Below are 20,490 nucleotides of genomic sequence, written 5' to 3' on the forward strand. Positions count from 1 at the left end.
TTATCGCGTTTCGTCAGAAGCGGTATCCCACACCCATGCTGAACAGCCACGGATCCAGGCTCACGTTCGAGACCTTCACGCCGGCCGCCTTCACATCGCTCGACAGCCACACCTTCTTGACGTCGGCATTGAGGAACCAGTTCTTGGTGAGCTTGTAGTCCATGCCGATCTGCAGGGCCGGCGCCACGCTCCAGCTATCGAGCGACAGCGAATTGTTGGCAATGTCGGCGCCCCAGATGCGCGTGAAGTTCAGGCCAGCGCCGATATACGGGCGGAAGGTGCCGTTGGGAATGAAGTGATATTGCACCAGCAGCGTCGGCGGCAGATGCGTGAAGGAGCCGATCTTGTTGCCATCCAGGTAGACGTTCTGCTTCTGCGGCACGGTCAGCACCAGCTCGGCGGCGATGTGCGGCGTGAAGAAGTAGGTGACATCGAGTTCCGGAATCCACTTGTTGTTGACCGTGATGCGGTCCGAGGCGCCAACGCCGCCGATCGGGTCGGACTTGCCGGCCATGTCGAGATAGGTGCTGCGCAGGCGCACCATCCAGTTGCCCTGCGCTTCATCGGCAGCAGCAGCGGGCGTCGCGGCAACGGCGCCGAGCACGGCAAGGGTGGCAATGGCAGTGGTGCACAGACGGGTATGCAGGTGCTTCTTCATGATGGTTGGCTCGTGTTTTAGGAAACTTCACGCACAGTTTGGCGCAGCGTTTCCGGTCGAGCCTTGACCGAAAGCAAGAAGATGGGCATCGGTGGCGCACGCGTGCGCATGCGTCGCCGCGTTGCGACAGTCCCGGCCCGCGCCGCGCGCTTTCGCATTTCCAATCCCGGGCCGGGCTTCTAAGGACATGCGCAAATATTCGTGGCGGCAAGTTTGCACCCGCCTTACGCTGTGCACACAGTCAAGCAACGAGCATGTCGTGGGCGTCCCGCAAGGGCGTCTTTCCGGGTGTGCCCCGTGGGGGCGGGGCACACCGGTTTTTCTGCGCCGCGGCCTTGAGCCCGGGCGCGGGCGGCATCAGTCGGCCAGGGCTTGTTCGCGCCGCACCTGGCTGGCTGCAAGCAGGTGACGGTTCACGCCCGACACCACGGCCTTGAGCGATGCCGTGATGATGCTGGCGTCGATGCCGGCGCCGAAGCCCGTGGCGGAGTCTCCTACCCGCACTTCCACATAGCAGGCCGCGGCAGCATTGGCGCCGGACGACAGCGCGTGCTCGTGGTAATCCATCACGCGCACCGGCATGTCCAGCGCGCCTTTGAGGCCGCTGACGAATGCATCGATCGGGCCGTTGCCCCGGCCGTGCGCGCGCAGCGCTTCGCCATCGCGCAGCAACGTTACTTCGATTTCCACCTCGCCGTTGTTGCCGGACACCATCTGGTGGCCTACATAGCGCAGCGGCGCCTCATGTTCGAGATACTCGCGCTTGAACAAGCCATACAAGTCATCGGCGCTGGCTTCGAGCCCGCTCTCGTCGGTCATCGATTGCACCGCGCGGCTGAACTCGATCTGCAGGCGGCGCGGCATATAGATCCCGTGCACCTGTTCCAGCAGGTAGGCCATGCCGCCCTTGCCGGACTGGCTGTTGACGCGGATCACCGCATCGTAGCTGCGGCCAAGGTCGGCCGGGTCGATCGGCAGGTACGGCACCTCCCAGATCGCATCCGCCTGCTGCTGCGCGAAGCCCTTGCGAATCGCATCCTGGTGCGAGCCCGAGAAGGCCGTGAAGACGAGGTCGCCCACATACGGGTGGCGCGGGTGCACGGGGAGCTGGTTGCAATCTTCCACGCACTGGCGCACTTCATCGATGTCGGAAAAATCGAGCCCGGGGTCCACGCCCTGCGTGTAGAGATTCAGCGCCAGCGTCACCAGGTCGACATTGCCGGTGCGCTCGCCATTGCCAAACAAGCAGCCTTCCACGCGATCGGCGCCGGCCATCACGGCAAGCTCGGCGGCTGCCACTGCGGTGCCACGGTCATTGTGCGGGTGCACCGACAGGACGATGTCCGCGCGCCGTGCAAGATGCCGGTGCATCCATTCGATCTGGTCGGCAAAGATATTGGGTGTGCTGCATTCCACCGTGGTCGGCAGGTTGAGAATGAGCGGGCGCGCGGCGCTGGGCTGCCAGATCGCCGATACCGCATCGCAAACCTCGAGCGAGAAATCCAGCTCGGTCATGCTGAAGGTCTCGGGCGAGTATTCGTAGGTCCATGCCGTCTCGGGCATGCCGTCGGTCAGTGCCTTGATCAGGCGGGTGCCCGCCAGCGCGATCTCCTTGACCTCATCGCGGCTTGCACCAAACACGATGCGGCGAAACGCGGGAGCGATCGGGTTGTAGAGGTGCACCACGGCGCGCGGCGCGCCGCGCACGGATTCGATGGTGCGCTGTATCAGGTCCTCGCGCGCCTGGGTCAGCACCACGATGGTCACGTCGTCCGGGATGCGGTCTTCCTCGATCAGCATCCGCACGAAATCGAAATCGGTCTGCGAGGCCGAGGGGAACGCCACTTCGATCTGCTTGAGCCCGATCTTGACCAGTTGCTCGAAGAAGCGGAGCTTGCGCTGCGGGTTCATCGGCTCGATCAAGGCCTGGTTGCCATCGCGCAGATCCGTGCTCATCCAGACCGGCGCGCGCGTGATGCGCTTGGCGGGCCAGGTTCGGTCGGCGATATCTACGGTCGTGGCGGGGCGGTACTTGGTGGCGGGGTTGCGCAACATCATGACGGTTCTCCTTCCTCGCGGGAAGATGCAAGACACAAGAAGCAAAATGCAAAATGCAAAAGCCAGGACGCAAGATCGCCAGGGCGTTGAAGCGCTCGATAGCGAAGGCGTCAGAAAGCCAATGCGGAAAAAGGGTGGCGCGAGGCTGCCGAACTGCCACTAGGCACTAGGCCCGGCAACCGATCAGTAGGTCTAGCAGTAGCGAGGAGGAAAGACGCGGCGCCGACAGGGCCGGAGCAACTAGCGCAATGGCGGTGCCCAGCGCGCAACCTGCTGCCGGCACGCGCGCGGCTGCAGCGATGCGGGAGGCATCGGCGGCGCGGCGGTGGAAGCAGGTGGCTTGGTGCATTGCGTAGTGTGTGGGAAGCGGTGCGGATGACGTGGCTTACGCCTTGACGCGGCTTATGCCTATTACCGAGGTGCGTCGTCACTTGTGCTTGTCATGCATGCCGAGCCCGCTTTTCAGCGGTCGGCATCCGGCAAGAATAGTCGAGAACGCGAACGGGCGTCAAGGACGAGTGCGCCGAGCCCGGCGGATGGCCGGATGGCCGGCCATCTCCGCCCGGCCATCCGCACGGACTTGTGACTGAGCCCAGGCGTGCGTCAGCGTACATAAGTGCTGAACGCTCAGCCGTTTGGCTGGTACAGCAGCGTGCACATCGTGACTAGCCTAGATAGCACGCGACCGTCCAATTCCGCCATTTGCCTGTCCGGCCGCGCCAACCTAACGAGTCTGGCCAGCGGCTCCCTGCTTCCGCTTTTGTCGGCAAGGGGCCCGGGATTAAACGCCATACGGGGAGACATCATGAGAAACACCAAGACGTGGCCGGCATGGCTGGCCTGCGCCGCCATGGCATTGCTGATGGCGGGCTGCGGCGGCGGTGGCGGTGGCTCGGGCGGCGCAGCGCCCACCACCGCGAGCACCGCGGCGGATACCACCCCGGTGAAATACTCGGTGACGCTCACGATGACCTCGGGACAGGTCGCGGTGGGCCGCAGCATCTCGATGTCGGCCTCTGTGGTGGACAGCAAGGGCGCGGACGTCACGTCGTCCAGCACCATTGCCTGGACGTCGTCCAGCAACGCCATTGCTACCGTGGTGCCGGCCGCAAACGGCAGCGCCACCATCACGGGTGTGGCGGTGGGCACGGCTACCATCCAGGTGGTGGCCACCGTCAAGGCGGCCGACAACAGCACCACGCAACTGCCCGCGCAAACCGCCTCGGTGGCCGTGCAGCCCACCGCCGTCAGCTACAACCTGGCGCTGTCGAATCCGGTCCTGTCGCTGGTAGACGGGCAGGTGCAGCCGGTCACGGCGACGCTGGTCGATGGCAACGGCAGCGACGTGAGCGCAGCCGTGCACGACTGGGCCTGGGCCAGCTCGATTGGCAACGTGCAGGTCAGTGCCGCGCAGAACGCCGCATCGCTGACGGGCGTCAACAGCTCGGATACCACCGCCGCGGTCGGTACGGTCACGGTCTCGGTCACCGCGCCCAACGGCATCGCTGTCAGCGGCCAGATGCTGGTGACGGTGCAAAAGAACACGGGCTACACCTACCGGCTCGAGCTATCGCAAGGGGGCGTGCCCATCAATGCGCTGTCGGTGCTCAACGGCTATCCGCAGGTCTTCAACGCGCGCGTGATCCGCAGCGATTCGCATGATTCCACCGCGGATTTCGACGGCACCTGGAGCTACGCCGCCACCTCGCCAATGCTTTCCGTCGCGGCGGATCCAGCCACGCGGCAGGCCACGTTGAGCACCAGCATCGTGATCGGCACGCCCACCGTGCAGAGCCTGCTGCAGGTGACCGCAGCCAGCAGCAAGATAGCGGGCACGCCCAAGGCCAGCCTGACAGTGACGGAGCAGCCGAAGTGGGCGCTGGTTTATAACGGGCCACAACCGCTCAAGCTGCTGCTGTCGCTGCCCGTGCCGATTCCCGTCACCGCCACGCTCAAGAACTTCGGCGCGGACGCTTCCTATCTTGGCTGCACGGGCTGGAGCTGGACCAGCAGCGCCAACGTAGCGTTCGCGGGTGGCGTCAATGCTGCGCAGATCGTGGTGACGCCTTTGGCGCTTGGCGATTTCACGGTGACCGCAACCTGCACGGCCGGCCCCGAACTGCAGCCGGTTTCCATCACGATTCCAGGAACGGTGAGTTGATGCGGCACCCAGCTTTTGCCTGAGCTATCACGCGGCGCCCGGCATGTGTTCCTGCCGGGCGCCGTTGTTGATGGAGATCGCGCCGCGCAGATGTCGGGGAGGAGGGAAAGAGCGAGGGAGGAGGTGCCGAAGACGCTGTGAACCAGCGCGGCGAACCCAAAGCGTACCCGTTTCTGCGTGGATCAAAAACGTGGCCAGCGATGGGTTTCGGGGCGTGATCGCGCTGCCAATCAGCGCTTGGCCACGAAGCGGATGACTTGCTCGCTGGCCTGCGTGACCGGCGCCGGCTGTGCGCTGCCGGTGGTGCTGGAGCCGCAGGTATTGCACCCGCCGCTGTCGCAGCCGCTCGCGCAACCGGCCGCGGCCTGTGGTGCCAGCCAGGCTGCTGCGCGTTGGCGCCAGCCGGTGGCAGCGGTGCCGCCCAGGCGTGCGGCCAGCCCGGCCTTGATCCGTTCGCGGGTGCGCGGCGCATAGCGGGCCAGCACGGAGATCGTGCAGGCCAGCACGATCAGCGGCACCAGCAGGGTTTCAACGGCGTGGTAGAGGCTCATGGCTGCAATGTCCTCGCGTCAGCTCAGCATCAGGGTGATGTGGTACGTGGCAAAGGCCGCCATGTAGCCGAGCCCGAACAGGTAGGCCGTCGAGGCGGCCATCACCTTCCAGGAGCCGGTCTCGCGCCGGATCACCGCCATCGTGGAGATGCACTGCGGCGCGAACACAAACCAGGCCAGCAGCGACAGCGCGGTGGCCAGCGACCATTGCGCGGCGATCATCGGCACCAGCTGGCTGGCCATGGCGTCCTCGCTGCCGGACAGCGCATAGACGGTGGCCAGCGCGCCCACCGCGACTTCGCGCGCCGCCAGGCCTGGCACCAGTGCGATGCAGATCTGCCAGTTGAAGCCGATCGGGGCAAAGACATGCTCAAGCGCCCGGCCGATCATGCCGGCGAAGCTGTAGTCGATGGCGGGGGCGGTGGCGCCGTCCGGCGGCGACGGGAACGTGGCCAGGAACCACAGCAGCACCGTCAGCGTCAGGATCACCTTGCCCACGCGGGACAGGAAGATGCGGGCACGCTCCCACAGGCCGATCGCCACGTCGCGCGCATTGGGTATGCGGTACGAGGGCAGCTCCATCATCAACGGGTGGTCGGTGCGGTCGCGGCGGAAATACTTCAGCACGTACGCCACCAGCAGTGCGCTCACGATGCCCGCCACATAGAGGACGAACAGCACCAGGCCCTGGAGGTTGAACATCCCCATCACCGTGCGCGCCGGGATGAAAGCACCGATCAACAGCGCGTACACGGGCAGGCGCGCGGAGCACGTCATCAGCGGGGCCACCAGGATGGTCGCAAGGCGGTCGCGCGGGTCCTGGATGGTGCGCGTGGCCATGATGCCGGGAATCGCGCAGGCAAAGCTGGAGAGCAGCGGGATAAAGGAGCGGCCGGACAAGCCGGCGCCCATCATCAGGCGGTCGAGCAGGAAGGCGGCGCGCGGCAGGTAGCCGGATTCCTCCAGCGTCAGGATGAACAGGAACAGGATCAGGATCTGCGGCAGGAACACGACGACGGCACCCAGGCCGGCGATCAGGCCATCCACCAGCAGGCTGCGCAGCATGCCCTCGGGCAGATGGCTGCCGACGACCTCGCCGAACCAGTGCACGCCGCCTTCAATGCCGTCCATCAGCGGGGTGGCCCAGGAGAACACCGCCTGGAACATCAGGAACAGCAGCACGGCCAGGATCACCAGGCCGAACACCGGATGCAGCAGGATGCGGTCGAGCCGGTCGTCCAAGGCCGCGGTACGTGCCGGCATGGTTACCGCAGCATCCAGCAGGCGCTTGACCTCCTGGTGCACGTCCATGTCGGATGCCGGCTCGGGGGCGGCAGCCGGCACTTCCGGCAAGGCCGCGTCAAGCGCGGCCAGCAGGCTGGCGGCGCCATCGCGCTTGACGGCAATCGTCTGGACCACCGGCACGCCGAGCGCGGCGGCCAGCTTGTCGCGGTCGATGTGGATGCCGCGCTTGGCCGCGGCGTCGCTCATATTGAGCACCAGCACCATTGGCAGGCCCAGGCGGCGCAGTTCCAGCACGAAGCGCAGGTGCAGGCGCAGGTTGGTGGCATCCACCACCGACACCAGCAGGTCGGGGCGCGGCTCGCCCGGGCGCTTGCCCAGGCAGACATCGCGCGTGATCGCCTCATCCAGGCTGGCTGCGTGCAGGCTATAGGCACCCGGCAGGTCCAGCACACGCACCTGCCGGCCGGCCGGCGAGACAAAATGGCCTTCCTTGCGCTCGACGGTGACGCCGGCGTAGTTGGCCACCTTCTGGCGGCTGCCGGTCAGGCGGTTGAACAGCGCGGTCTTGCCGCAATTGGGGTTGCCCACCAGCGCAACGCGCAATGCGGGACGCTGGGAAGCGGAAGTCGGGGTGGCGACAGACATATTCTTGGCGGGTGCCCGGTCAGGCAGCGGAGCGTTTGGCGACGGGCGCGTCGGGCTGCGCTGCCGGCGTGATGCTGGAGACGGTGGCGCTTAGCGCTTCCACGGTAATGCGGGCCGCTTCGGCGCGGCGCAAGGCAAACCGGGTAAAGCCCACCTGGGCGACAAGGGGATCCATGCCGAACGGTCCCAGCGCGATGACCTGTACGGCTTCGCCCGGCACAAAGCCGAGTTCGCGCAGGCGGCGTGCTACCGGATCGTTTGGAAAATTGTCATCGATCGACACAATGACAGCGGCGGTGCGCCGCGGAAGTTCAGACAACCGCATGTGGCTTCCAGTCCGTAGGCGCGAGGCACGGCACGCGGTCGGCAAACTCACACCAGGGTTGGTAAATGAAAATCGTTCCTATTGTAGCCGATTTGCATGTGGGTGTTTTGATTTCGGGGTGGAAAGCCTGCAGTACATTGTGGGCGTCACAGGCGTGCGCAACTCACCACCGAAGATTTGCTGGCTTGAGTTTCACCATGGGGTGTGCCGTAAGCTGCGCACGGGACTCGGCGGGCCAACAAATCGAATCCATAGAAGGTCCGCCCCTTTCTAAGGGGGGGACTATCATGAGCAAGACAGTTCAATTCTGCGCCGCTGCGTCGTTGGCTGTGGCTACAGTGCAATCACTTGCGGCACCCCCTGGGCCGCGCGACTGCGACTCCTACTGCTGCGGTCAACACCAAGCCGACTGGGACAACAGCAGCAGAGCTTAGTCGACGGCGAACCCATGTGGGCCGCCAACGCTTCAAGGGCGTGGGATGCGGCGACACGCGACACCTTCATTGGGGCAGGGTAGGACACTTGCCGACAGCCCGGGCCGAGCCCCGGCAGCTCGGAATGTCTGCATGAGTCACCCTACGAACTCAGGAGAACTGTATGTCCGGAATGAACGTGACGTTTTTAGGCCTCGGGAACATGGGGGCTCCCATGGCCCGCAATCTTCTGAGCAGCGGCTTTGCCGTAAATGTCTTCAATCGTTCAAGAGCGCGTGCAGAGGGGCTGGTAGCAGATGGCGCGATCGTCTCGGATACACCCGCTGACGCCGTTGTGCCAGGTGGAATCGCTGTAACGATGTTGGCTAACGATGCCGCGCTTGAAGCTGTGACGCTGGGCCAAGACGGTATCTTGCAGAAGCTTGGGACGGGCGGGCTGCATATATCGATGAGTACTGTGTCGCCCGAGACATCAAGGAAGCTGGCCGCGAAGCACGCCGAGGTGGGCGGGCTGTTCTTGACCGCTCCCGTCTTTGGACGCCCCGAGGCTGCAGCGGCCAAGACATTGTGGATTTGCCAGTCGGGAACGGCGGAAGCCAAAGAGCGAGCCAAGCCAATTCTGGATGCCTTGGGGCAGGGAGTCTTTGATTTCGGCGATGACGCTGGCGCGGCCAATGTCGTGAAGCTGTCGGGGAACTTCCTGATTCTGGCGGCGATTGAGGCGCTCTCCGAGGCGTTCGCTCTCGGAGAGAAGAACGGCATCGACCGGAGTGCTCTGGCCGGCTTCTTCGGACAGACGATTTTTTCTTGTGCGATTTACCAGAACTACGGACGTATCCTGGCGGCACGTGCCTACGAACCGGCAGGATTCAAGCTGGGGCTAGGCATGAAAGATATGCGACTGGTGCGGGATACCGCCGAGGAGGCGACGGTACCTATGCCTTTGGCCGACCTGCTGCACGCTCGACTGCTCACCAGCTTGGCACAAGGCCGCGAAAGTCTGGACTGGACCGCGATTGAGCTCGCCACAGCGGAGGATGCAGCACTGCGTTGAAGCATCTTCGATACAAGGTATTCCGAGCAGGCAAGAAGCGCAATTGCTTCAGTAAGCGGTACTGTTTGTCGTTCACATGGTGCGCGCTTGCGTGCATGGCGCGCGACAATGCCGGCGGTCTGCAATCGCGCCGTAAGCGCACGTCAGGCAACAATCGGTTACGCCAGACCATGCGGCACCCTGTGCGGGTGCCGTGCCTTGCTCGCCGTGCCGCGGCCCGCCCGGCCTAGAACTTGTGCCGGATGCCCGCCACCGCGCCAAGCTGGTTCAGGCCGGGGCCGATGCTGGCCTGGATGCCGTTCAGGCCGACACGCGAACCGTCCTTGTTCTTGACGTAGCCGAACGTCAGGTAGCCATCGGTGCGCCTGGACAGCGCGTAGTCCAGCGTGCCGACGAGGCTCCAGGGATCTTGCGCGCTGCGCTTGTCGTTCATCACGTAGGCCGACGCACTTAACGTCAGCGCCGGCGTAAACGCATAGCTCGCGCCGAGCCAGAACAGGTCGTTCCGGCGCGCCGCCACGGTGGGGGTGCTGCCAATGTCGCCGCTCAGCCAGCGATAGCCCGCGAACACCTTGGCGCGAGCGAACGCATAGCTGCCGGCTACGGCGATGCGCCGGTCGCGCTGCGCCGGGTTTTGGCCGGACAGGCCGGTGGTGCCCTGCTGCTGGTCGTAGATGATTGTGGCCCCGGCGTTGCCCGTGGTGTATTCCAGCGCGGTGCTCCAGGCGCGGTCGTTCCGCGCATTGCCGGCGGTCTCGCCAGTGATGGTGCTGGTGGCGCTGGTGGTCACGGAGGTCCCGCGCGCGAACGCGTACATCGCGCTTGCCGTCAGCCCGCCGAACTTCCCTACGTACTTGGCGGCGTTGTCATAGCGTCCCGCCAGTGAGCTATCCATCAGGAACGCGGAGTAGCGCGGCGCGATGGCCATGGCGTCGTAGTTGATCAGGATGTCGTAGAGCAGGTTGTTCTGGTGGCCCGCGGTGATCCGCCCATAGGGCGTGTTCAACCCGGCATAGGCCTGCCGTCCGAACAGCCGGCCGGCCTGGCCCAACGTGCCCGCATCGATATCGAAGCCGCTCTCGAGCACGAACAGCGCGCTGGTGCCGCCGCCAAGGTCTTCCGTGCCGCGCAGGCCCCAGCGCGAGCCGGAGAGGTTGCCCGAAGCCATCCGGGCGAGGGCGTTGCCGCTGGCGTCGGCGTGGGTGAGGTATTCGATGCCGACGTCGGCGACGCCATAGAGCACCAGGCCGGACTGCGCCCAGGCGGGGGCGGACAGCGTGAGTGCCGCGATGGCGAACGCGAATACGGGCGTCAGGCGGGAGATGCCTTTCGTTGCCTTGATGTCCTTCATTCCCTTCATTTCCTTCATGTCTTTTCCTTACGGCAGGTGCAGACCAGGTGCAGACCAGGTGCAAACGCAAGGCGCAAGTGGTCGCACGGGACCCGTGATGGCCGTGGCGTAGCGGTGCTGCAATGGGATTGGGTGGGGCGGGCGGTGCGCGTTGCCCCGTGCGTTTCAGTTGGCCTTGGCGAGCCTTAGCAGGCTTTCGTTAGCATTTTACGGGTCTTAGTCGACCCGCAGGCCGATCTGCGCGGCGAGCTTCTTCCAGCGCTCGATATCGGTGTTCACCACTTTCTGGAATTCCGCCGGGGTGCTGCTGGCCGTAGCAAATCCCAGTTGGGCGAGATTGGCCTTGACCTCGGGCTTGGCGACGGCCTTGGCGATGGCCGCGTTGAGCTTCTGCACGATGTCCGGCGGCGTGTGCGCCGGGGCCAGGATGCCAAACCACTGATCGACGTCATAGCCACTGACCCCAAGCTCGCTCACCGAGGCCACGTCGGGCAGCAGCGGCGACCGGCCTTTGGAGGTGACGGCCAGCGCGCGCAGCTTGTTGGCCTTGAGATAAGGCACCGTGTTGCTGAGCGTGTTGATGCTGACGTCGGCCTGGCCGCCCAGCACGTCGGCGAGCGCCGGGGCGCAACCCTTATAAGGCACGTGCAGCAGGTCGATCCTGGCCGAGATCTTGAGGAGTTCGCCGGCAAGGTGCTGGGGCGTGCCGTTGCCGCAGGAGGCGTACGTCGGCGGCTTGCCCGAGCGCCCGGCTGCGAGCAGGTCATTGAACGTCTGGATCTTCGAAGAAACGGGTACGGCGATGACGGATGGCACGGATGCCACGGAGATCACGGCGCTGAAGTCCTTGCCCGGATCGAACTGCAGGTTGCGGAACACACCGGGGTTGATGGCAAAGCTGCTGTTGACCACCAGCAAGGTATAGCCGTCCGACGGGCTCTTGGCGACATACTCGGCGCCGATATTGCCGCTGGCGCCCGGCCGGTTGTCGACCACCACGGGCTGGCCCAGGCTGCGGCCCACCTCCGTGCCGATCACCCGCGCCAGCGTGTCGGTGCCCCCGCCCGCCGGGAACGTCACCACCAGCCGGATCGGCTTCTGTGGAAAGTCGCCGCCGATATTGGCGCTCGCCTGCGCGGGCAGGCCGAACAGCGTGGCCCCAAGCAAGGAGATCGATGCGAGACTGCGTACCACGGATAAGGATGTCATTTGTTGCCTCATCGGTTGAAGGAAATGATAGAGCAGTGCGGCAGTGCAGGCGGCGCGCTCGGACGCGCCGCTAGTCCCGCCGGATACGAACCGGTGGCCCGGCGAGCTCCGCCGAAGCGTGGGCCTGTACGCCCGCCTCCAGATCGCCGGCGGTCTCGGCGTGGATCCTGAACAGCGCTTGCCCGGCAACGAGCCGGTCCCCCACCGTGCACAGCAGGTCCACGCCAGCGCCAGGCCGGCGTGGCGCGCCGGCGCCGCGCGCAATGCCGGCGATGGCAAAGCCGTCGATATCCGCGACGACGCCCGCTGCGCTGGCCGGTACGGTGTGGACATGGTGGCCCGGTGCATCCGGTGTCGCCCTTGCGCCCTGCGCGGCCACGATCCGGTCGAATGCGGCGCTGGCAACGCCGCTGGCCAGCAAATGCGCGGCAATGCGCCGGCCTTCCGCGGGCGACGCCACCGCCGGGTCGAAGGCCAGGATCTGCCCGGCAAAGTCCAGCGCCTTCTCGCGCAGGTCGGCAGGCGCCTCGGGGCGGCCCGCCAGCACCAGCCGCACGTCGCGTACTTCCAGCGCCGGGCCGACGCCGCGTCCAATGGGTTTGCTGCCATCGGTGGCAAATGCGCGCACGTGCATGCCAAGGCCCTCGCCCACTGTTTCGAACAGGGCGCCCAGCGCCTGCGCTTCGGCCTGCGTGCGGAGTTTGGCTTGCGGGCCGTAGGGCAGGTCGACGATCACATGCGTCGATCCGGCAGTGAACTTCTTGGACAGGATGGACGCTACTGACCACCGGTTCGCATCGAGCCCGAGCGGGCGCGTGATGGCATTCATCACATCGTCGAGGGCAGAGTGATTGAGGCGGCCGTTCCATGCGATGCAGGCCCGCGCCTGGGCCACGCAGCGGCGCACGTCCGCGCTGTCCAGGTCTACCCTGGCCACCGTTGCCATGGCTTCGGCGGTACCGGCCGCGGAGGTGATCGCGCGAGAGGAGGTCTTGGGCATGGCAAGCCCATGCGCGGCCACGATGGGCACCACGATCAGCGTGATCCGGCTGCCCGGCACCCCGCCCATGGAGTGCTTGTCGACCACAATGCGCTCGTCCCACGCGATGCGCGGCGCAAAGCGCGCGCGCGCACGCGCCACGCCGAGCACTTCGGCATCGGTCAGGTGCTGCGTGGCAGCCACCAGGAAGGCTGTCAGTTCAAGCTCAGAATAGCGGCCCTCCACCGCGTCGCGCAGCACGGCCTCGTATTCGGCTTCGCTCAGCACCTTGCCGCGCAGCTTCCTGCGCAGCAGCTCCCGGCTGGCGGGCGCTGGAATGCCCCGCAGACGCACGGTGGCGCCGGGCGCGATGCGCAGGCGTTCGAAGAGCGCATCGGACAGCCCGATCTGCGCATCGTGTAGCAGTCCGGGACTCTCGACCACATGCACGGCTGCGGCGATCTCCGCCTTGCCCACGCGTACCGCCACGCGCTCGTGGCGCACGGCGAGCGCGGGCGCCATGTACGCGATATGCGCTTCGCCCGTGCTGATCGGCAGGCGCGTGGCCACCAGCGGTGTCACGGTGGTGCCGAGCGCTTCCACGAAGCGCGCGATGCCAGCATCGAGCGCGCCATCGTTGGACACGGTAACGCTTGCCACGCCGGCGGGAAGCGGATCCGGCGCCCGCTGCAGGCGACGCAGCACGTCATCGCCGGACTCGCGGCCGCGTGCCGCGATGCGCTGCGCCAGCACCTGGGCCGGCGCCGTGACATGGATGACCACGAAGTTGCGCAAGCGCGCGGCCAGGGCGGCGGCTACGCCGCGCGAACCGTTGGCCACCACATGGCGGCCGCGTTCCAGCTCGTCGAGCAGGCTGGCCGGCAGGCCGTAGCGCAGGCCGTGCGCCGCCCATGTCATCAGGAAGGCGCCCGCCGCGTCGCGCGCCGAGAACTCGGCCTCGCTCACGCCGTCATGGTCTTCGCCCGGCGAACCGGCCGGCCGGGTGATCACGCGCCTGGCGAAGACATAGCGGGCGTCGCCATGCAGCGTCGCGCGGGCGCCTTCCATCAGCGAATCCTTGCCCGCGCCGCTGGGACCGACCACCAGAAAGAACGTGCCGGCAATCCGCTGGCCGGCCTTGTCGGTGTGGAGGATGGCTTGCGCCGTGCCAGCGCTACAGTCGTCCCAGGTTTGCGGCTTTTTCATCAGTCATCCTCTTGGTCCATGGCGCCGCCGCGATGCGTGCATCGCTGAGCGGCCTTGACAATATTCTTAGATATCGAAGTACAAAAGCAATGCTAGCACCTGATGACATCTTGTCAAGATAAGTTCGATGTCTAAGAATATGCAAGAGTCGGGCCAGTGCCGGGAAGCCGCTTGCTGCGGCGCTGCCGGCGAAATTGCGCGGCTGTCTAGCAGGGAAATCCCTCTGGCGGTGCGACGCGGCCTCGTTGTGGCGCAGGGTCGGCACTGATGTAGTGAGCACTACATTTAAGGCCGGTCTGGAATGACCGGTGCGCTGCGCCGGCGCCGGGGAGTTTGCTGACGCGTTATGATGTTTTCATCATCGGGCGCGGGCACCGCCGGCGCCGACCCAGGACTTGCACAATCGCATATGGCAACTTCAAGACACACTGAAACCCCGGTTCCCAAGCCCGCGGTCGATCTCGCCAGCGAGCGCCTGGCACATATGGTCAAGGACGCCGCGCGCGCCTATATCCGCGCGCTCCAGATGCGCCTGGCCGAACACACGGTGTCGTACGGCCACTGGACCATCCTGCGCATCCTCTGGGATAACGATGGCCTGTCGCAGCGCGAACTCAGCGACCTGGCCGGGGTGACGGAGCCCACCACCTTCACGGCGGTCAAGGCACTGGAGGCGCTGGGCTATGTCGAGCGTACCCACCTGCCCGGCAACAAGAAGAACGTTCACGTCTTCCTGACCAAGACCGGTCGCGCGCTCAGGCGCAAGCTGGTGCCGCTGGCCGAGGAAGTCAACGAGATCAGTGTCGAGGGCGTGTCGGCGGAAGAGGTGGCCACCGCGCGCAAGGTGCTGATCGCCATCAACCGCAACCTGGCCAAGGACGAGGCCGCGGCCGAAGGCACCGGGCGCCGGGTGCCGTCCACGCGCGAACTGGGCCGCCTGCTGGCCGATCTCTAGGATAAAACCAACGATCTCAGCGGCGGATCCGGGATTCGGGGATGGTTCGCTCAGAAGGGCACAAGGCGAGTCTGGCTGACCGTAGCCATTCGGCCAGGGCCGGATGCTGAAGTTTGCGCGGGCATTGATGCCCGGACTCCGGTCAAGCGCCTGTCGACGCGTGCCCGCCTGTTGACTCTCGTTCAAGCGATTGATAGGATGGTGGCACTTTCAAAACGCCCTCCCGGTTCGCCGGGAGGGCGTTTCGTTTTGGTTCCCACCATCCACATGGAACCTTGGAATGAAAGCACCCCTCGAAATCCGTCCGGGATCGGACGCCGGCCTCGGCTATGCACGGTATGGCAATGGCCCGATTCACGTACTGGTCATGCATGACTGGCTCGGAGACCACACAAGCTACGATGCCGTCATGCCCTGGCTCGATGGCCAGGCGTTCACATACGTTTTCGTCGATTTGCGTGGCTACGGGCAATCCATCGAACTAGCAGGTGAATTCACGGTGGAGGAGATTACCGCCGACTGCCTCATGCTCGCCGATCGGCTCGGTTGGAGGCGCTTTCACGTAGTCGGCCACTCGATGACAGGGATGATCACGCAACGCCTCGCGGCGGACGCGCCTTCTCGCGTCACAAGCGCAATCGCCGTGTGCCCCGTTTCCGCCGCCGGAAATCGGCTAAGTCCGGAGGCACTGGCTTTCTTTGCCAGCACGGTGGACGACGACAACGCCCTTCGGCGGTTGTTCCAGTTCGTCTCCGGAGGCCTTTCCGACGAGTGGGCCGACAGCAAGGTACGACATAGCCGCGGCACGGTAGCACCGGCATGCCGGAGGAGATACCTCGACATGCTGGTCACGGCAAATTTCGTCCATGACGTAGAAGGGCTTGAAACACCTTTCCTGGTCATTGTTGGCGACAGGGATCCTGGGCTCGATGCGCAGGCAATGAAGCGTACTTTTCTCGCGTGGCATCCGAATGCGGCGCTGCACGTGATTCCTGACTGCGGCCATTACCCGATGCAGGCGTGCCCGCCATATTTCGCTACCGTCGTCGAGGGCTTCTTGAAGCGCCAAGCCACTTGACAAAAAAAAGCGCGCAAGGCGAGCCTTGCGCGCATCAAGGAAGCGGGAAGGAGTGTTTCCCGCTTACACGGTATCGTCCAGCCCGATGTCCACAGCCGGCGCGGACTGGGTGATCTTGCTGGTGGAGATGTAGTCGACGCCGGTCTCGGCAATAGGGCGGATGGTCTCCAGGTTGATGCCGCCGGACGCCTCCACCTTGGTGCGCCCGTTGACGATGGCAACAGCTTCGCGCATGTCGGGCACGGACATGTTATCCAGCATGATCACGTCGACGCCTGCCTTCAGGGCTTCATGCACCTGGTCCAGACGGTCGCACTCCACTTCCAGCTTGGTCAGCACGGGCAGTTGCCGGCGCGCGCGCTCCACGGCGGCGGCAATGCTGCCGCACACGGCGATATGGTTGTCCTTGATCATCACGCCGTTATCGAGCCCCAGCCGGTGATTCAGGCCGCCACCGCAGGTCACCGCGTGCTTCTCCAGCACGCGCAGCCCCGGCGTGGTCTTGCGGCTGTCGATCAGGCGCGCCTTGGTGCCGGCAATTGCCGCCACGTAGCGGGCGGTATGGTTGGCGATCCCGCACAGCCTTTGCATGATGTTCAGCGCCGTGCGCTCGGCGGTCAGCACGCTGCGCGCCGAGCCGCTCACGGCGATCAGGATGGCGCCCTTGGCAACCTTGTCGCCATCGCTCACGCGCACATCCACATGCAGTGACGGATCGTAGCGGGAGAACACGCGGGCGGCCACATCCACACCGGCGATCAGCATCGGCTCACGCGCATTCATATAGAACGAACCCGTCTCGCCCTTCTCGATCATGGTGTGAACCGTCAGGTCGCAGGCGCCGATGTCTTCGGTCAGCCACAGGTCAATCAGCTTGTCGGTTGCAAATGGGTCGTACATGCTTGGCTCCAGGGTTCCGGGGGTCCGGTGGGTTGGTGTCGCGGTCTTGAGGCGAATGCGAAAAATACTTAGATATCGAAGTACGTATGGCAATCCTAACAGTTGCCGCGGCCTTGTCAAGTAATGTTCGACATCTAAGAATATTTTCGCGGCGACGCGCGAAGTCCCGGCCTGTCATAGAATGCTTGTCGACACACGGCCGGGCCAGGCCCCGGCCTTCCTGACACGCACAGACGGAGCACAAGACATGATTCTCGAAATAGCGCAGTTCCAGATCAAAGCGGGCACGGAGTCGGACTTCGAGGCAGCGGTTGCCAAGGCGGCGCCGCTCTTCAAGCGCGCCCGCGGCTGCCACGCCATGCGGCTGCTCAGGTCGATCGAAAATCCCTCGCACTTCACGCTGGAGGTCAAGTGGGAAACGGTCGAGAACCACATGGTGGATTTCCGCGAATCCGCGGACTTCGCCGAATGGCGCAAGCTGGTTGGCGACTACTTTGCCGCCGCGCCCAACGTGGGCCATGTCAGCGTGGCGGTCGAGGGGTTCTGAATCCGGGTTGGCGGGGCAAACCTCCCCCCGCTTGAGTAGGGTCCCGAATAACGCAATTGCGTTATTGGTGGGGGAAAGTGCAGCGGGTAAGCTGCTTGCACGCTGAACACCCCGTTCCATGCGTATTTGACATGCCACCTGCCGGTAAAGCAGGTGGCATTTTCTTTGTGATCCTCGCGTTTACCCTGAGTATGATCGCCGTCGCAGGCGCTCGTTGCATCTTGGGGTGAGCCGGGAGGACCCGGACCTCCTCCCGTCCCACCTCCTTATTTCTCATCCCGCATCTTCTCCAGGAAGCGGTCGCGCGCGGGCTCGTCCGTTCCCGCCTTCCAGACGCAATACACCTCCGATGGCACCGTCGCCTGCGCCAGCGGCAAAAACACCGCCCCCGCCATTGCCGACCTCTGCAGCGCCGCGGGCACCAGCGCCACGCCGGTGCCTTGCGACACCAGGGACACCACCGACAGCCAGTGCCGCACCTCATGCCGGATCTGCGGATAGAAACCCTGCGCCGCGCACATCTCGAAGATGCGGTTGTAGTAGTCGGGCGAGGCTTTGCGGGAGAACAGCACGAAGGGCTCGCCGCGCAGCTCGCTCAGCGCCACGGAGGCTTGCCGCGCCAGGCGATGGTCATGCGGCACGCAGCACAGGAAGGGTTCGCTATGGACCAGCGCGGTGGCCAGTTCGTTGGGCACGCGGTTGGTGTGGATGAAGCCGGCATCCAGCCCGTCATGCAGCAGCGCGTCGATCTGCTCCTGTGAGTTGAGTTCCGTCAGCGCCACCTGGATGCCGGGGTAGCTGGCCTGGAACGCCCGCAGGCGCTGGGGCAGGCCGCGGTACAGCATGGAGCCGACGAAGCCGATGCGCAGCCGCCCGACGGCGCCGGCCTCGATCTCGCGGGCCAGCAGGCGGGCTTCTTCGGCCTGGGCCAGCAGCGCGCTGGCCGATTCACGAAAGGCCCGGCCGGCGGCGGTCAGGCGCACGCCGCGGCTGTCGCGCTCGAACAGGCGGGCGCCCACCGAGGCTTCCAGCTGCTGGATATTGAGCGATAGCGGCGGCTGCGAGATCGACAGGCGGCGGGCGGCCCGGCCGAAGTGGAGTTCTTCGGCAAGGACGAGGAAGTAGCGCAGGTGACGGAATTCCATGGCGATATAAAAAATATATGGACCAAGCCAATTTTAGAATTAGACACGAATCGCCGGACTTTGAATAATGCAGACAAAGTATCCGGCGCCAACTGCCGGCACACACAGGAGATACCCCATGCAGACCAGCGCAGCGCGCCAAACTGTCGTTTCGGCCACCTTGTCCGCCTCGCCCGCCTCGGCCGTGCCCGCACCCTCTGCCACGCCCGCGCATCCGGTGCCGGACCAGCAAGGCGTCAACCTGTTTGCCAGCGACCCGGACCTGCGCGCACTGCTGCCGCTCTACCTCCCGCCCGACCTGTTCGCCCACCTGCTGCCGCACCTCGACCGCATGGGCGCGCTGGCCGGCGGCGTGCTGGACGAACTCGCGCATACCGCCGACCAGAACAAGCCCACCTTGTCGCACCGGACCCGCACCGGCATCGATGCGCAGCGCATCGACAAGCACCCCGCTTACGTGGAGCTTGAGAAGGTGGCGTTCTCCGAGTTTGGCCTGGCGGCGGCATCACACCGTGGCGGCGTGCTGGGCTGGGACAAGCCGATGCCCGCCGCGGCCAAGTACGCGCTGACCTACCTGTTCGTGCAGGCCGAGTTCGGCCTGTGCTGCCCGCTGTCGATGACCGATTCGCTGACCCGCACCTTGCGCAAGTTCGGCGATCCGGCGGTGGTGGAGCGCTTCTTGCCGAACCTCACCACGCAGGTCTTCGAGGAGCTGTACCAGGGCGCCATGTTCATGACCGAGCAGGGCGCAGGCTCCGACGTGGCCGCCACCACCACCCGCGCAGCGCGCGATGCGCAGGCCGAGGGCGGCTGGCGCCTGTCGGGCGACAAGTGGTTCTGCTCGAACCCGGATGCCGCGCTGGCCATGGTGCTGGCCCGCGTCGAGGACGAAAACGGCGAGGCCGCGCCCGGCATCAAGGGCGTGTCGCTGTTCCTGCTGCCGCGCACGCTGGCCGATGGCAGCACCAACCACTACCGCATCATCCGGCTCAAGGACAAGCTGGGCACGCGTTCCATGGCCAGCGGCGAGATCCGCCTGGAAGGCGCGCATGCCTACCTGGTGGGTGAGCTCGGCCGGGGCTTCGTGCAGATGGCCGACATGATCAACAACTCGCGCCTGTCCAATGGCGTGCGTGCGGCCGGCCTGATGCGCCGTGCCTTGTCGGAGGGCCAGTTCATCGCGCGCGAGCGCCGGGCCTTTGGCAAGCGCCTGCTGGACATGCCGCTGATGCGCCGCCAGTTGCTCAAGCTCGTGCTGCCCACCGAGCAGGCCCGCACCATGGTGTTCCAGACCGCCGAGGCGCTGCGCCGCGCCGATGCCGGCGAGGCCGATGCTTATCCGCTGATGCGCGTGCTGACGCCGCTGATCAAGTTCCGCGCTTGCCGCGATGCGCGCAAGGTCACCGGCGACGCCATGGAGATGCGTGGCGGCTGCGGCTATATCGAGGAATGGAGCGACCCGCGCCTGGTGCGCGACGCGCATCTCGGCTCGATCTGGGAAGGCACCAGCAATATCGTTGCCCTTGACGTGCTGCGTGCCATCCGCCGCGAAGGCGCGCTGCCCGTGCTGGAAGCCCACCTCGCGGGCTTGCTGCAAGCCACGCCGATGCATGCCGGGGCGCGCGCCACGTTTACCGCGGCAATCGCCAGGGCCGCGAAGCTGGCCGCCCGCGCCGCCGAAGCCGGCGCCGATGGCGATGTGCTTGCCCGCCAGGCCGCCTCCGCGCTGTACCACGTGACCAGCGCAGTCGCCATGGCCTGGGAAGCCGGGCGCATCGGCTCGGTACGGCGCATGCGCCTGGCCCAACTGGTGCTGCTCCATCGCGTGCTGCCCCAGGATCCGCTGGCCGGCGAGGCCGAGCCCTACTGGCTGGCCGACACCATCGCACCGCCCGCCGACGGCGCCGTGGGCGCCACCGGCGAGGTGGCGCAGGTCAACCTCTTCTGACGCATTACCGCAAACCGACAAGCCCCCGCGGCGCCCTCCGG

Annotated in this window: 16 protein-coding genes; 6 read left to right on the forward strand and 10 right to left on the reverse strand. The window is 65.6% G+C overall.

The annotated features are described in order from the left end of the window. Nucleotides 1–13: 13 nt before the first annotated feature. Complete coding sequence (locus F7R26_RS21345; protein WP_150986460.1) at nt 14–658, reverse strand: OmpW/AlkL family protein; 645 nt, start codon at nt 656–658, stop codon at nt 14–16. A 357-nt stretch (nt 659–1,015) separates the two neighbouring features. Next, nucleotides 1,016–2,713 (reverse strand): 2-isopropylmalate synthase, encoded by a 1,698-nt coding sequence (gene leuA, locus F7R26_RS21350; RefSeq protein ID WP_150986548.1) that lies wholly within the window; start codon nt 2,711–2,713, stop codon nt 1,016–1,018. Nucleotides 2,714–3,521: 808 nt separating this feature from the next. Here leuA and F7R26_RS21355 point away from each other — a divergent pair. Continuing rightward, nucleotides 3,522–4,877 (forward strand): hypothetical protein, encoded by a 1,356-nt coding sequence (locus F7R26_RS21355; protein WP_150986461.1) that lies wholly within the window; start codon nt 3,522–3,524, stop codon nt 4,875–4,877. A gap of 230 nt (nt 4,878–5,107) precedes the next feature. Here the strand turns inward: F7R26_RS21355 and F7R26_RS21360 are convergent, their stop codons facing one another. Genes F7R26_RS21360 through F7R26_RS21370 form a run of 3 tightly spaced genes read right to left on the reverse strand, consistent with a single transcriptional unit; the run spans nt 5,108 to nt 7,643 of the window. Then, complete coding sequence (locus tag F7R26_RS21360) at nt 5,108–5,428, reverse strand: DUF6587 family protein (protein ID WP_150986462.1); 321 nt, start codon at nt 5,426–5,428, stop codon at nt 5,108–5,110. Nucleotides 5,429–5,446: 18 nt separating this feature from the next. Beyond that, a complete protein-coding gene (feoB, locus tag F7R26_RS21365) occupies nt 5,447–7,318 on the reverse strand; it encodes a ferrous iron transport protein B (RefSeq protein WP_150986463.1) in 1,872 nt (623 codons plus the stop codon). 19 nt (nt 7,319–7,337) lie between these two features. Continuing rightward, the gene (locus F7R26_RS21370) at nt 7,338–7,643 is read right to left on the reverse strand and encodes a FeoA family protein (protein ID WP_150986464.1); all 306 of its coding nucleotides are present in this window, start codon (nt 7,641–7,643) and stop codon (nt 7,338–7,340) included. 597 nt (nt 7,644–8,240) lie between these two features. On the opposite strand from F7R26_RS21370, the gene F7R26_RS21375 reads away from it, so the two are divergent. Beyond that, on the forward strand, nt 8,241–9,131 hold the full coding sequence (locus F7R26_RS21375; RefSeq protein WP_150986465.1) for an NAD(P)-dependent oxidoreductase: 891 nt from the start codon (nt 8,241–8,243) through the stop codon (nt 9,129–9,131). A 226-nt stretch (nt 9,132–9,357) separates the two neighbouring features. On the opposite strand, the gene F7R26_RS21380 is transcribed toward F7R26_RS21375, so the two are convergent. The 3 genes from F7R26_RS21380 to F7R26_RS21390 form a co-directional block, all read right to left on the reverse strand. Beyond that, nucleotides 9,358–10,491: a porin gene (locus F7R26_RS21380; protein WP_416351380.1), complete on the reverse strand. Its 1,134-nt coding sequence runs from the start codon at nt 10,489–10,491 to the stop codon at nt 9,358–9,360. A 207-nt stretch (nt 10,492–10,698) separates the two neighbouring features. Continuing rightward, nucleotides 10,699–11,691: a tripartite tricarboxylate transporter substrate binding protein gene (locus F7R26_RS21385; protein WP_150986466.1), complete on the reverse strand. Its 993-nt coding sequence runs from the start codon at nt 11,689–11,691 to the stop codon at nt 10,699–10,701. 70 nt (nt 11,692–11,761) lie between these two features. Further along, nucleotides 11,762–13,738: a thymidine phosphorylase gene (locus F7R26_RS21390; protein WP_416351381.1), complete on the reverse strand. Its 1,977-nt coding sequence runs from the start codon at nt 13,736–13,738 to the stop codon at nt 11,762–11,764. A gap of 547 nt (nt 13,739–14,285) precedes the next feature. Here F7R26_RS21390 and F7R26_RS21395 point away from each other — a divergent pair. Both F7R26_RS21395 and F7R26_RS21400 read left to right on the forward strand, forming a co-directional pair. Next, nucleotides 14,286–14,831, forward strand: coding sequence for a MarR family winged helix-turn-helix transcriptional regulator (locus F7R26_RS21395; protein WP_150986468.1), 546 nt, complete (start codon nt 14,286–14,288; stop codon nt 14,829–14,831). A gap of 280 nt (nt 14,832–15,111) precedes the next feature. Next, nucleotides 15,112–15,909 carry an alpha/beta fold hydrolase gene (locus tag F7R26_RS21400; RefSeq protein ID WP_150986469.1) on the forward strand — a complete coding sequence of 266 codons (798 nt, stop codon included), beginning with the start codon at nt 15,112–15,114 and terminating at the stop codon, nt 15,907–15,909. A gap of 63 nt (nt 15,910–15,972) precedes the next feature. Here the strand turns inward: F7R26_RS21400 and nadC are convergent, their stop codons facing one another. Next, nucleotides 15,973–16,809 (reverse strand): carboxylating nicotinate-nucleotide diphosphorylase, encoded by an 837-nt coding sequence (nadC, locus tag F7R26_RS21405; RefSeq protein ID WP_150986470.1) that lies wholly within the window; start codon nt 16,807–16,809, stop codon nt 15,973–15,975. 247 nt (nt 16,810–17,056) lie between these two features. Between nadC and F7R26_RS21410 the strand changes: the two genes are divergently transcribed. Then, the gene (locus F7R26_RS21410) at nt 17,057–17,356 is read left to right on the forward strand and encodes an antibiotic biosynthesis monooxygenase family protein (RefSeq protein ID WP_150986471.1); all 300 of its coding nucleotides are present in this window, start codon (nt 17,057–17,059) and stop codon (nt 17,354–17,356) included. 266 nt (nt 17,357–17,622) lie between these two features. On the opposite strand, the gene F7R26_RS21415 is transcribed toward F7R26_RS21410, so the two are convergent. Beyond that, entirely contained in the window at nt 17,623–18,501 is an 879-nt protein-coding gene (locus F7R26_RS21415; protein WP_150986472.1) for a LysR family transcriptional regulator, read from the reverse strand. A 118-nt stretch (nt 18,502–18,619) separates the two neighbouring features. Between F7R26_RS21415 and F7R26_RS21420 the strand changes: the two genes are divergently transcribed. Further along, on the forward strand, nt 18,620–20,449 hold the full coding sequence (locus tag F7R26_RS21420; RefSeq protein ID WP_150986473.1) for an acyl-CoA dehydrogenase family protein: 1,830 nt from the start codon (nt 18,620–18,622) through the stop codon (nt 20,447–20,449). Nucleotides 20,450–20,490: the final 41 nt, after the last annotated feature.

It is taken from the genome of Cupriavidus basilensis (genome assembly GCF_008801925.2).
Classification (GTDB): Bacteria; Pseudomonadota; Gammaproteobacteria; order Burkholderiales; family Burkholderiaceae; genus Cupriavidus; species Cupriavidus basilensis.